Source organism: Geothrix sp. (assembly GCF_030219325.1).
GTDB lineage: Bacteria > Acidobacteriota > Holophagae > Holophagales > Holophagaceae > Geothrix.
Genome location: NZ_CP126625.1, coordinates 2,695,429 through 2,707,498, shown reverse-complemented (window position 1 = coordinate 2,707,498; position 12,070 = coordinate 2,695,429). Strand labels below are relative to the sequence as shown.

Genomic DNA, 12,070 nt, shown 5'->3' with positions numbered 1-12,070 from the left:
GTTCCCAGCCGCTCTCCGAGGTCCGCATGCCCGCTTATGCTTGGAAAGGCAAGAACCGAATGGGAGAAGTCCAGGAAGGCGTCCTGGTCTCCGATTCCCGTGATGCCGCCGCCACCACCCTGAAGCGTAACGGCATCGAAGTCATGAACATACGGGTCATGGCCGCCGAAGGTGGCAAGTCCTTCGGCAAGGTTCCGCCCAAGGCCCTGGCCATCTTCACCCGGCAGTTCAGCGTGATGATCGATGCGGGTCTGCCCCTGGTGCAGTGCCTCGAGATCCTGGGCGCCCAGCAGGATCACAAGGGCTTCCAGCGCATCATCGAGTCTGTGCGGGACGATGTGGAGAAGGGCTCCACCCTTCAGGCGGCCCTGTCCAAGCACCCCAAGGCCTTCAATGACCTCTTCGTGAACATGGTGGGTGCGGGGGAGAGCGGCGGCATCCTGGACATCATCCTTCAGCGGTTGTCGGGTTACATCGAGAAAGCCGTGAAACTGACGGCCAAGGTCAAGAGCGCCATGACCTACCCAATCGCCGTTATCAGCATCGCCGTCATCGTGGTGGTCGTGATCATGGTGAAGGTCATCCCCGTGTTCTCAGCCATGTATTCAGGCATGGGCAGCAAGCTGCCCTATCCCACCATCGTCTGCATCGCCATCTCGGATGCCATCATCAACTACTGGTGGTTGATCCTGATCGGCATCGGCATGGTCGTGATCGGCACCCGTCAATTCTACAAAACGCCCGTGGGGCATCTCCAGCTCGACACGCTGCTGCTGCATCTCCCCGTGCTTGGGGACATCCTCCGCAAGGTGGCGGTGGCCCGTTTCTGCCGGACCCTGGGTACGCTCATCAGCTCCGGCGTTCCCATCCTGGAGGGCATGGACATCACGGCCAAGACCGCGGGCAACCTGGTCATCCAGAACGCCATCCTCAAGTCCAAGGACGCCGTGGAGCAGGGTCGCAACATCTCAACACCCCTGGCCGAAACCAAGGTCTTCCCCCCCATGGTGGTGCAGATGGTGGGTGTCGGCGAAGCCACGGGCGCCCTGGATGCGATGCTGGCCAAGGTGGCCGACTTCTACGAGGACGAGGTGGACAATGCCGTGGCCAACCTCACCAGCCTTATGGAGCCCATCATGATCGCCCTGTTGGGCGGCATCGTGGGCTTCATTGTGGTGGCCATGTACATGCCGATCTTCGGCCTCGCGGCCGCCTTTGATAAGAGCTAGAAGACGCAGTTGGCCGGTGAATTGCATCCCTTTGGGGTTCGGGAGGACGCCATGCGACAGACAACGAAGGGCTTCAGTTTCGTGGAAGTGCTGCTGGTGGTGGTCATCATCGGTATTTTGAGTGCCATCGCCATCCCGGGCCTCATCGGCCAGAAGAAGAATGCCGAGCTGGTGGGCGACGCCCAGCAGAATGCCAAGTCCCTGCAGATGATGCTGGAAACCCGGAAGGCCGACACGGGCCTCTACGGAGCCGCCGGTGCGGTCACCGTCTGGAACAACGATGGCACGGTCACCGGGACCAACCTTGCGCCTCTCTTTGCCCCCAAGGGCTCAACCCAGATGACCTATACCCTGACCGTGGACGGCACGGGGTTGGCCTACGACCTGACCATCAACGACAACCGGCCGGGGAGAAGCAACGCCAAGATCTTCCAGACCAACCAGACGGGACAGCAGATCTATCCCTGATTTGGCGGATCCGCTGGAAGACTTCACCCAGTTCGCATCGCCCAAACCTCACCAGGCTCAGGCGATCCGAAGCGATGTCCATAGGCTACTCGACGGGGACGTTTGCCAGATTGAGGGGAACCGCCGTACTGAGATGCTTGTAGCTCACCGCGATGACGTTGATCGGAAGGCCGTTGGTGTCGTTCTGCTGGGTGGCCACCATGCCCACTTCGCCGTCATTGACAGCGGCTCCTGCGGCGGTCAGGGCCGTGATGGTGGGGTTGTAGGCGTTCTTGCACCGGGGGTGCTGGAAGTTTGGCAGGGCTCGCACATAGGCCATGACGGTCGCGGCGTTGGCTGCGCCGGACATGGCCTTGGCCGCGGCGGCACACTCGACTGCGACGGCCGCGGCCACGGCTTCAGTGGACTTCTGGCGCGCACTTTCGCGGTGTCCCGCCAGGAACGGAATGACAATCGCCGAGATGATACCGATGATGGCGACCACCACGAGCATCTCGATCAGTGTAAAGCCGGATCGTTTCTTCATGGGGCCTCCTGGGCCGGGTTTGTCCATTCCTGATCTCGTGAGCATGATCATGCCCCAGTTCTGGGCGGGAAGACGCGAAGGCCTCGATGGAAATCGGATCCGAAGTGCGTGAGCCCTGAACGCACAGGCCCCCGCATCGGCGGGGGCCTGTGTCTCAAACCATGGGGCGATCCCGACTATTCGACCGGAACGTTTGCCAGGGCGATGGAACCCCCGGAGGCACTGTGCTGGTAGCTGACGGTGATGACATTGACATTCACACCGTTGATGTCGGCCTGAACGCCGGCCACCATGCCCACTTCGCCATTGGCCGCGGCGGCACCGGCGGCGTTCATGGCCGTCACGGTGGGGGTGTAGGCGTTCTTGCAGCGGGGATAGGTAAAATTGGGGAGCCCCCGCACATAGGCCAGGACCCCGGCAGTGGTGGCGCCATTCATGAGCTTGGCGGCGGAGGTCACTTCGGAGACCACGGCCTGGGCGGTGGCTTCCGTGGACTTCTGGTTCGCCCGTTCCTTCTGGCCCAGCAGGGCGGGGATGGCAATGGCGGAGATGATGCCGATGATGGCGAGGACGAGCAGCAGCTCGATGAGGGTGAAACCGGCTTGGCGCTTCATGGAGCCTCCAGATGGGTGAGTGGTGTGGGAGCCTGACCTGAGAATCGATGCAAAATGTGTGTCACTTCCTGGCCTGGTTCTTGGCGGGGCCAAGTCGAAAAAGGACATCCAAAAAAAAACGGAGGAAGGCGGACCTTCCTCCGTTGGTCTCAAAGCCTATGAAAGGCCTACTCGATGGCCGTGACCTTGCCTACGATCTTGCCGCCGGCGGTGGTGGCATTGGCCTGGACGTTGTCGCAGAGCACACCGCCCTCAACGAAACCAGGGGTGCCGGCGCCCGGAGGGGCCACCACAAACTCAACAAGTCCCTTAGTGGCGCATTTACCCTCGATCTCAGCGACGGCGGCAGCCTGAGTGGTGGCAGCGCCTGTGCCCACGGCGGTATGGAACGCGGCAGTGGCGGGATCCCAGGGATTCTTGTCGGCACCGCCAGTGTTGGCAATGTAGGTTCCGAGGTTGGTCACGATGGTGGCGAAGGGGTTGCCGGCTTCCTTCTCCTTGTCGAACTGGCCCACCAGATCACCCACGCGGCCGGTCATGTTCTGGATACAGGACTTGTCGCGGGCGCGGGAACGCTGGCTGAGCAGGGCCGGGATGGCGATGGCGCTGATGATGCCGATGATGGCAAGCACGAGCAGCAGCTCGATGAGCGTGAAGCCCTTCTGGTTCTTCATGGGTGATCTCCTAGTGGGCGATGGCCGCGAGACAAGATATCAAGCCTTGTGCCAACTCGCCAGACCTGGAAGAAAACCGTGTGGATCAAGGCCGGACGGAGGCAAGACGGCACTGGCAACCGGGTCGAGCTCAGCTGGAATCGCTGGAGAACTGACGCAACGGGTCAGTCTCCTGCTCCAATGCGTCCATCCAGCCCTCGATCCCGAGATATCGTCAGCCAGCCAACCAGTGGCTGGATTCCATGAAGGGGTTCCCCAGAAGAGGGGCCGGGGGTGTTCCGATTGGGGAGGGGATTGGCCATCTGAAAGGCGAGGATCCCATGTTCAACTGCCGTCATGGATCCAGACCTGCCCCAATGGTTGACAGCAGAACCCGTTTGAATTTAGTACCTGAACTTGTTCCGAGGTGGGTGACATGACCCTGGCGATCCGATCCGATGGGCTCAGCAAGCAGTTCGGGAAACTTCCGGCCGTCGAAGGGTTAGACCTGAGGGTTCCCGAGGGGACCATCACGGCGTTCCTGGGCCCCAATGGCGCGGGCAAGACCACCACCATCCGCCTGCTCCTGGGGTTGCTCAAGCCCACCAGTGGGACCTGCGAGGTGCTTGGCCATCAACCGGGCCAGGTGGAGGCGCTTCGCCAGCTGGGCGCCATGGTCGAATCTCCTTCGTTATATGGACATCTGACGGGGTACGAGAATGTCGAAATCACCCGGCTCATGCGCGGGGGGGCACGCCCCGAGACGGATCGCGTGCTGGAGGTCGTCGGGCTGACCCGGGACGCCCACCGGGTGGTCCAGCAGTATTCCCTTGGCATGCGCCAGCGGTTGGCCATGGCTCTGGCGCTGTTCGGCAACCCGCGCCTGCTGGTGCTGGACGAACCCACCAACGGGCTGGACCCGGCGGGCATCCAGGAGATCCGGGAGCTCATCCGCCAGGTCCCCAGGCAGACAGGCGCCACCGTCTTCCTGTCGAGCCACATCCTGGCGGAAGTCGAACAGATTGCCTCAAATCTGGTCGTGATCCACCGTGGGCTTCTGCGTTACCAGGGCCCCACGGCCGACCTGGGAGGTCAGGGTGCGGCTTGGCAGCAGATCCGGGTGGACCAGGCCGGACGGGCCATGGATCTGCTGAGGGGAGGTGGACTGGAGGTGAGCTTCGAGGATCCGTATGTGCTCGTCCAATCTTCCGACGAGGGTGTGCCCGCCCTGGCGGCCCTGCTTGTGAGTTCTGGAGTGGCCCTGTACGAATTGAAGCCCCGCACGGTGAGTCTGGAGACGCGGTTCCTGGCCCTGCTGGAGGGCGCATGACCTCACTGGCTTCTCTGTTTCACGCTGAACGGATCAAATGGAAAAGAAACTGGGCCACGGTGGCGGCGATTCTCTGTCCTGCCAGCCTGGTCGGATTCCTCTTCCTCATTTTCTGGAACTCGGAGATCCAGGCCAGCAAGCTCGGTCCGGGTTTCCAGGTCTGGTACCAGGTTGTCTATTCCGCCTGGAACCTGATCTTCATGCCCATCACGGTGGCCCTGGTCTGTCTCCTCTCCTGGGAGCAGGAGGAGGCAGCCGGTGCCTGGAAGCACCTGCTGCTGCAGCCGGTTCCCAGGCGGTTCCACTACCTGGCCAAATGCATGAGCCATGCGGCCTTGATGCTGATGGCCCAGCTTGTGCTCTTCCTGCTGGTCCTTTTGACCAGCTTGCTGATTTCCAAATACCTTCTGTACCTGGATATGGGACCACCCAAACGCCTGCTCTTCACAGGGCTGGGCGTGACCTCCTTCCTCGCCTCACTCCCTCTGCTTGGGCTGCACACTTGGTTGTCGACCCGGATCCGCGGTGTAGGATCGAACCTGACCCTGGCCTTGGTGGGCAGCCTCCTCACGGTCCTGCTCGCGAGCCTCGGCATGTCCATGAGGTGGTCTCCCTGGGCCTTGTCGGGTGCGGGCGTCCGGGTGGCCTTCGGGGCGGAGGCGGGCGCCGTCGGGCTGCTCGCCTCAGCGTGCGGACTGGCGATTCTTCTGGTGCTCCTGGGCGCCTTCGATTTCTCCCGCCGTGAAGAACAACGATGAGGGAAACATCATGGCCCAGCTCTTGAACCTGCTTGTCTCAGAGGTCCGCAAACTGAGGCGTTCAGCCGCATTGCGGCTTCTGTGGGTCTTTCCGGTCCTGTTCATCCTGGTGGATGTCCTCCTATCCGGGTTGCCGCTGCTGCTGACACGGCAGCTGACTGCAGAGGCGCAACAGGGGTTGAACGCCATACCCATCAAGTCGTTGGCCGATACCTGGTCCGGCTATTTCCATCCCCTGCTCGTGGCGTTGCTGCCCCCTCTGCTGTTCCGTTCTGAGCACCGTTTCAGCCTCTGGAAGCACCTGCATGTCCAGCCGGTCTCCCGGCGGGCGATTTTCGCCACCAAGGCCCTGATTCTCGGACTCTGCTTCGGGCTGGTGCTCAGTGCGATCCTGGCTTTGCTCTGGGTGGAATCCAGGCTGATCGGCTACCTGAATCCCCTGGTTCACAGCGCCTTCCCGTGGACAGCCCTCATCCGGGTTCTGGCCTGGTCCTACCTGGGGAGTCTGCCGTTGCTGGCACTCTACCTCTGGCTGTCGGACCGGATCGACAATGCCGCCGTTCCCATCATGTTTGCGATGGTGGGTTTGTTGCTCACCATCTCCCTGGGAGGGAAGGAACTCTACCCCATGTGGCGCAGGGACTTCATTCCTTGGGTGCTGCCCTATACCTGTGCCCAGCAGGCCATCGACATCCCGGGCGCGCGCCAGGAGATGCACACTGCCCAGAAGCCGTTCTACAACGAACAGAAATTGAGTGTCCCAAAGGTCACCATTGTGGGGAAATACCGCATCGAGATACAGGACCCCGATGATCTTCTCGGGATCCCGCCGCCCACGTCTAAATGGGCGCTCGGTACATTCAGCCTGGGTTGCACTCTGGTCCTGTTGACCCTGGGGCTGGTCGAGGCCGGACGCGACCGCGCTTAGCCGCTTGTTTGCATCTGTTCCAGCAGTTCCCTCGCCCCCCGATGCCTCGGATCCAGCTTGAGGGCTTCCTGGGCTGAGCGCCGGGCCTCGTCTTTGCGGCCGAGGCCCTGGAGGATCTGGCCCCTCCGCCACCAAGCGCCGGGGTAGCCAGAGGAGCCACCCTCGAGGGGTTCCCGGAGCACCTGGTCGAGGGTGGCGAGGCCTTCTGTCCTGTGCAGGCCGCTGGCGGCGGCCACCTTGCCGAGCTGCAGGCGCAGCAGGCTGGGCGCATCGACCTGGCCAAGATGGTCCTGGATGACCTTCCAGGCCGCCTCGGGCTGACCCGCATGGAGGTAGGCATCGCTGACGGCCACCACCCCGCGGGCGCGGGTGTGCACGCCGGGCAGCAGGCGTGGGGCCTCGAGCAGCAGGCGGGCGTTCTTTCCGGCCTCGCCCAGGGCCTTCTTGGCGGGTTTGCGGTCGAGGGCATCCAGCCACTGGCCCACCACTTCGGGGTCCTGGGGCGCCTTGGCGAGGGCGCGGCCGAACCAGGGCTCGGCCTCGCCCCACTTGCCCTCCTCCACAAGGACGAGGGCCTGCAGCAGGTCGCCCCGGGCGGGGGCGAGGGCGCGGAGCCGCTCGGCGCACTGCAGGGCCTTGCGGGTGGACCCGCCAAGCAGTCCGGGCAGCATCTCGTAGGCCAGGCCCAGGCTGGTCCAGGCCGGAACCAGGGTGGGATCGGCCGCCGTGGCGGCGCGCAGGTCGTCCATGGCGCCGAGGGCGCTGCGGAGGGCACCGAGATCGCGCTGCTTGATGGCCTCCCCCGCCCGCGCCAGGCCCCGGGCCAGGAGGGCATCCGCGAGATCGGGCTTCAGGGACACCGCGCGTTCCGCCGCCGCGAGGGCCTCCCCAAAGCGAAGCAGGCTGGAGAGGGCCTGGGACTTCGCCGCCCAGGCGGAGGCATCGTTGGGGTGCTCGCGCAGCCGCTGGTCGGCCTCGGCCAGCACCTTGAGGTAGCGGCCCGCCTCCAGGTCGGCGCGGAAGGCCGGCGCCTGGGCCTGGAGAACCGAAAGGAGGACGACAGGGGCGATGCGGATCACGGGGCCTCTGAGCAAGGATGGCAGGACAGGATTAACAGAGATGCGTGGTGGGGAGAACAGGATTCGGGGGAGGGTTCCCAGGCCTCCGATCTGGCGGAATCCCGTGGGGTTGGTGTATCCTGAGTGATTGTTCGGACATGACTCTGGAGGAGATCGCATGGCGACCAAGGGTGGACTGCTGGAAGGGAAGCGCGGCCTGATCATCGGGGTGGCCAACAAGCGTTCCATCGCCTGGGGCATCGCCCAGAAGGTGACCGAGGCCGGAGCCCAGCTCTGCCTGACCTACCAGAACGAGCGGCTGGGCGACAATGTCCGCGAGCTGGCCGCCGAGCTGAAGAACCCCCTGCTGACCATGATGGACGTGGGCAGCGACAGCCAGATCGTCATGGCCTTCGACGAGATCCGCAAGAAGTGGGGGAAGCTCGACTTCGTGGTGCATGCCGTGGCGTATGCCCCCCGGCAGGCCCTGGAAGGCCGCTTCGTGGATACCAGCCGCGAGGATTTCCGCGTGGCCCACGACATCAGCGCCTACTCCCTGGCCGCCGTCTCCCACGCCGCCACGCCCCTCATGCCCGAAGGCGGCTCCATCGTGACCCTCAGCTACCTGGGCTCCGAGCGGGTGGTGCCCGGCTACAACGTCATGGGCGTGGCCAAGGCCGCCCTCGAAGCCAGCGTGCGCTACCTCGCCGCCGACCTGGGCCCCCAGGGCATCCGCGTGAACGCCATCTCCGCGGGCCCCATCAAGACCCTGGCCGCCTCGGCCATCCCGGGCATCGGCTCAAAGCTCAAGCAGCACCGCTCCCACACGCCCCTGCAGCGGGATACCGATCAGCTGGAAGTGGGCGATGCCGGCGTGTTCCTGGTGAGCGACATGGGCCGCGGCATCACCGGGCAGGTGCTCTATGTCGACGGCGGCTTCAGCATCATGGCTGGGTGAGGCGGCTCAGCCCTTCAGCTTCGCCAGGGTATCGAGTACGCCCTGGACGTGGCCCTTCACGCTGACTTTGGGCCAGACGTGGCGGATGACGCCCTTGGGATCGATGAGGAAGGTGCTGCGGATGATGCCTTCCATCTCCTTGCCGTACATCATCTTCTTCCCGAAGGCGCCCAGGGGCTTCAGCAATGCCAGATCGGGATCCGAGAGCAGGCGGAACGGCAGGCTCTGCTTGGTGATGAAGTTCACGTGGCTCTTCAGGCTGTCGCGGCTGATGCCGTAGACCTGCGCGCCGAGGGACTGCACCCGGGCGAGGTTGTCGCGGAAGTCGCAGGCTTCGGTGGTGCAGCCGGGGGTGCTGTCCTTGGGGTAGGCGTAGAGCACCGTCCAGCGGCCCTGGAAGTCCTTGGCCGTGACCATGGCGCCCTGGTCGTCCTGCAGGGAGAAGGCTGGGATGGGATGTCCGAGAAGGGGGCTCATGGGGCCAGGGTAGCGCAGTGGCGGGTCAACTCGCGCCATGGGGCCTGCCGCCCGGTGCCGAGGCCCAGGCCAGGCCGAGCACGGCGGTCAGGGCCGCCCAGCCCAGCGGCGACGGATCCGAGCCGAGCCGGGGCAGTTCTTCGGCCAGCAGGCGGCCCAGGCTGTCCTGGCCGGGACCGGGGCCGAGCCCCAGGGCCGTCAGGGTGGCCTCGCCCCACAAGGCCGACAGCCAGGCACTCGGGAAGAGCGTAACGACCTGCTGCCAGGCCCAGGGGGACCAGCGGCGGAGGATGGATGGCCAGGGTGCGCCCAGGGTGCGCTCGGCGGCCCAGGCCGGGGAATTCTGGAACTGTTCCAGCCGGGCGCGCAGGGGCGGCTCCAGGTGGGGGGCGATCATGAAGCCGAGCAGCAGACCGAGGGGCAGCGCGGGCAGTCCACCCAGGGCTGCGGCGAGGGGCAGCAGGAAGAGCAGGGGGGGGAGGCTGCGCAGGGCAGACCAGGCGCCGAGCAGGCGCCGGCCCCGCCAGGCGAGCAGCAGGCCCGCGGCCAGGGCCAACAGGGCGCAGGCGCTTGCAAAACCGAGGCTGCGGGCCGAGGCCAGCAGCAGGCGGAGGAGGGCGTCGCGGCCCAGGTCGTCGGTGCCGAGCGGGTGCCTGAGGGTCGAGGCCAGGCCACCCTGGAAGGGGGCCAGAGCCAGGTCCGGGAGCAGCAGGGCCCCGAGGAAGGCGAGGCGCCACCTCATGCCATCTCCTTTTCCAGTCTCTGCGAGAGCGCCCAGAGCAGGGCCAGGGCCAGGACCCAGCAGCTGAGGCCGGCGCGGTCCCGTACCGCGATCCGGGTCATCCAGTCCGTGCCCAGACCGGGCACGCCCAGGATCCGTTCCAGCACCAGGGTCGCCGTCAGCCAGACCGGTAGCCGGGCGGCAGTCCAACGCCCCCAGAGACGCAGCAGGACCAGCCCGCGCACACGGTTCACGGCGGCCCGGCCCCAGGCCTCCGGGAAGGGATGCTCCGACGGCATGGCCTGGGCCAGCCAGCGGACCTCCCCGGGCAGGGAGGCTGCGAGGAAGGCCAGCAACCAACCCCAGAGGCCCGGAGGCCCCCAGGCCGCGGGCCACAGGGCGAGGAGGAGTCCGGCCCAGAGCAGATCGGGTGGGGCTTCCAGCAGGGCCAGGGAGCGGCGGGAAGCCAGGCCGGGACCGCCTCGCCAGGCCAGCAGGGGGGCCAGCAGCGCCAGCGCGCCGACGGCCAGGAGCGCCGGGCCCACGGCGGCCATGGGAAAACCCGGAGGGGCGGCCTGCCTCCAGATGGAGCCAGGCAGGCCCAGGGCCAGCAGCAGCCCCAGGCCCCAAACGGCCAGGCCCGGGGCGGTCCTGGCCATCACTGGCTCCAGCGCCAGCCGGCGGCTCCCGGCGTGTGCAGGTAGAGGCCCATGGGACTGGGCTCCACCTGGAGGTTCCGGTCCACCCAGATCACGCTCCGGAAATCCAGCAGGGGCAGGGCGGCGGGGCTCCTGGCCCAGAGGGACTGGAGGTTGCGCCAGTCGATGTCGCCGGGCTGCTGGAGGCGGGCGGTGAACTCCGCCAGCCGGGGGTGCTTCCAGCCCGTGAAGTTCATGGGCCCATGGGGCTCCAGGTACTCCAGCACCGCCCAGGGGTGGGGATCGAAGACCACCATGGAACAGGCGAGCTGGAAGTCCCCCTTCTGGAGGCGATCGGCCAGGAGGCCCTGCTCGATGGGAAGCAGCTGCAGGTCGAAACCGTCCATGCGGGCCCGCTCCCGGAGCGCGAGCAGGAGCCTCTCGATGGATTCATCCCCCGCCGAATAGTGCAGCCGCAGGGTACCGGGCCCCCGGGGTGCGGGCGTTCCCGAGTCGATGGCCTGGACCTCGAAGCCGAGGGTCTCGGGCCAGAGGCCGCGGCTGGGGTGGGCATTCTGGCCCAGGAGCTGGGGTGGGAAGGCATCCTTGCGCCAGCGCTCCAGCAGCTGGAGCGGCCCCACCCCGACGCGGCTCCAGACCACCAGCTGGGCGTGCATGGGCTGCGTCAGCAGGCGGTGGGTGGGTGGGACCTCGGTCTGGCGCCGCATGGCGGGGGCGCCGATGTGGAGCCAGCCCTTCTGGAGGGCGGTCATCACCGCGGCCGCATCGGGCAGCAGCCGGAACCGGATGCCGTCGATGCGGGGCTTCAGGAAATGGTCCCGGCGCGTGAAGGTCCAGGCACCGGGTTCCTTGCGGAAGGCGAAGGGGCCGGAGCCGCGGTCCGGGTGCCCCTGCTGGGCGATGGGCACGCGGGCCAGCTCCATGAGGAGGCGGCCTGCGGGTTTCCGGGAGCGGATCCAGGGGCGGCCCTGGTCCACGCCCACCTCCGCCCCCTCAAGGATTGCGCGCTTGGTGGGGCTGGCCTGGGGATGGCGCAGCAGCTCCCGGATGGTCCAGACCACGTCCTCGGCGCTGACGCCGGCTCCGTCGGGGTAGCGGGCATCCTTGCGGAGGGTGAAGAGGATCGCCCCGTCCTTCAGGGTTTTCCAACTTGAGGCGAGGCGGGGCACCACCCGGCCATCGGCCCCCAGACCGACCAGGGCGTCCCCCGCGAGGGACTGGAGGATCCACTGCTCGTAGCTGTCCCCCTGGATGAAGTCGAGGGGCCCGGGGTCCCGGGCCAGGGACTCCTCCACCACCTGGGCCGCCAGGGGGAGTGGGGCCAGGCCCAGGGGGAGGATCAGACAGAGGGCCATTAGAGTGCCTAACAAAACCCCCACGGGGTCGCGCGAGGGCCGCCGGGCGAGCGAGGCGAGGAATGCGAGGAGACGCGTAGCGGGTACTACGCGCGACGAGCGTGACGCTGCATCGCGACGCCCGCCGGCCCTCGCCCGGAGGGAGAAAGCCAGGTGGGCGCCCCGCGGCGTCAGGGCCCTTGAACGATGTCCCGCATCGCCCTGCGGGCCCTTCCCTCTCGGTATCGCCTGCGGCGATACGCGAGACGAACTGATACCTGCGGTGCATCCCACCTGGCTTTCTCGCGGCCTCGTCGGGGTTCTGTTAGGCACTCTTCGCAGGCGGCGCATGGGGCA

14 protein-coding genes are annotated in these 12,070 nt (G+C 66.3%); 6 read left to right on the top strand and 8 right to left on the bottom strand.

The annotated features are described in order from the left end of the window. Window positions 1-26: 26 nt before the first annotated feature. Both QOZ81_RS12105 and QOZ81_RS12100 read left to right on the top strand, forming a co-directional pair. Window positions 27-1,229, top strand: a complete 1,203-nt coding sequence (locus QOZ81_RS12105; RefSeq protein ID WP_441316713.1) for a type II secretion system F family protein — start codon at window positions 27-29, stop codon at window positions 1,227-1,229. 51 nt (window positions 1,230-1,280) lie between these two features. Then, entirely contained in the window at window positions 1,281-1,697 is a 417-nt protein-coding gene (locus QOZ81_RS12100; RefSeq protein ID WP_291206125.1) for a prepilin-type N-terminal cleavage/methylation domain-containing protein, read from the top strand. 85 nt (window positions 1,698-1,782) lie between these two features. On the opposite strand, the gene QOZ81_RS12095 is transcribed toward QOZ81_RS12100, so the two are convergent. From QOZ81_RS12095 to QOZ81_RS12085, 3 genes are all read right to left on the bottom strand, one after another. Next, on the bottom strand, window positions 1,783-2,223 hold the full coding sequence (locus tag QOZ81_RS12095; RefSeq protein ID WP_291206127.1) for a prepilin-type N-terminal cleavage/methylation domain-containing protein: 441 nt from the start codon (window positions 2,221-2,223) through the stop codon (window positions 1,783-1,785). 176 nt (window positions 2,224-2,399) lie between these two features. Further along, window positions 2,400-2,837, bottom strand: coding sequence for a type II secretion system protein (locus QOZ81_RS12090; RefSeq protein WP_291206129.1), 438 nt, complete (start codon window positions 2,835-2,837; stop codon window positions 2,400-2,402). Between the two features lie 167 nt (window positions 2,838-3,004). Further along, window positions 3,005-3,511: a prepilin-type N-terminal cleavage/methylation domain-containing protein gene (locus tag QOZ81_RS12085; RefSeq protein ID WP_291206131.1), complete on the bottom strand. Its 507-nt coding sequence runs from the start codon at window positions 3,509-3,511 to the stop codon at window positions 3,005-3,007. A gap of 415 nt (window positions 3,512-3,926) precedes the next feature. Between QOZ81_RS12085 and QOZ81_RS12080 the strand changes: the two genes are divergently transcribed. From QOZ81_RS12080 to QOZ81_RS12070, 3 genes are read left to right on the top strand one after another with little or no spacing between them, the layout of a single operon-like run. Beyond that, window positions 3,927-4,820 carry an ABC transporter ATP-binding protein gene (locus QOZ81_RS12080; protein WP_291206133.1) on the top strand — a complete coding sequence of 298 codons (894 nt, stop codon included), beginning with the start codon at window positions 3,927-3,929 and terminating at the stop codon, window positions 4,818-4,820. Next, window positions 4,817-5,578: an ABC transporter permease gene (locus QOZ81_RS12075; protein ID WP_291206135.1), complete on the top strand. Its 762-nt coding sequence runs from the start codon at window positions 4,817-4,819 to the stop codon at window positions 5,576-5,578. The genes QOZ81_RS12080 and QOZ81_RS12075 overlap by 4 nt, the downstream gene beginning before the upstream one ends. A 10-nt stretch (window positions 5,579-5,588) precedes the next feature. Further along, window positions 5,589-6,506: an ABC transporter permease gene (locus QOZ81_RS12070; RefSeq protein ID WP_291206137.1), complete on the top strand. Its 918-nt coding sequence runs from the start codon at window positions 5,589-5,591 to the stop codon at window positions 6,504-6,506. On the opposite strand, the gene QOZ81_RS12065 is transcribed toward QOZ81_RS12070, so the two are convergent. Continuing rightward, window positions 6,503-7,585 (bottom strand): tetratricopeptide repeat protein, encoded by a 1,083-nt coding sequence (locus QOZ81_RS12065; protein WP_291206139.1) that lies wholly within the window; start codon window positions 7,583-7,585, stop codon window positions 6,503-6,505. The two genes, QOZ81_RS12070 and QOZ81_RS12065, sit on opposite strands and share 4 nt — an antisense overlap. A 157-nt stretch (window positions 7,586-7,742) precedes the next feature. Between QOZ81_RS12065 and QOZ81_RS12060 the strand changes: the two genes are divergently transcribed. Then, window positions 7,743-8,522: an enoyl-ACP reductase FabI gene (locus QOZ81_RS12060; RefSeq protein WP_291206141.1), complete on the top strand. Its 780-nt coding sequence runs from the start codon at window positions 7,743-7,745 to the stop codon at window positions 8,520-8,522. A 6-nt stretch (window positions 8,523-8,528) separates the two neighbouring features. Here QOZ81_RS12060 and QOZ81_RS12055 read toward each other — a convergent pair whose 3' ends face one another. Genes QOZ81_RS12055 through QOZ81_RS12040 form a run of 4 tightly spaced genes read right to left on the bottom strand, consistent with a single transcriptional unit; the run spans window position 8,529 to window position 11,734 of the window. Beyond that, the gene (locus QOZ81_RS12055) at window positions 8,529-9,038 is read right to left on the bottom strand and encodes a peroxiredoxin (protein WP_291206143.1); all 510 of its coding nucleotides are present in this window, start codon (window positions 9,036-9,038) and stop codon (window positions 8,529-8,531) included. Beyond that, on the bottom strand, window positions 9,025-9,741 hold the full coding sequence (locus tag QOZ81_RS12050; RefSeq protein WP_291206146.1) for a hypothetical protein: 717 nt from the start codon (window positions 9,739-9,741) through the stop codon (window positions 9,025-9,027). The genes QOZ81_RS12055 and QOZ81_RS12050 overlap by 14 nt, the downstream gene beginning before the upstream one ends. Then, window positions 9,738-10,379: a hypothetical protein gene (locus QOZ81_RS12045; RefSeq protein WP_291206149.1), complete on the bottom strand. Its 642-nt coding sequence runs from the start codon at window positions 10,377-10,379 to the stop codon at window positions 9,738-9,740. Before QOZ81_RS12045 ends, QOZ81_RS12050 begins: the two co-directional genes overlap by 4 nt. Next, window positions 10,379-11,734: an ABC transporter substrate-binding protein gene (locus QOZ81_RS12040; RefSeq protein ID WP_291206152.1), complete on the bottom strand. Its 1,356-nt coding sequence runs from the start codon at window positions 11,732-11,734 to the stop codon at window positions 10,379-10,381. Before QOZ81_RS12040 ends, QOZ81_RS12045 begins: the two co-directional genes overlap by 1 nt. Window positions 11,735-12,070: the final 336 nt, after the last annotated feature.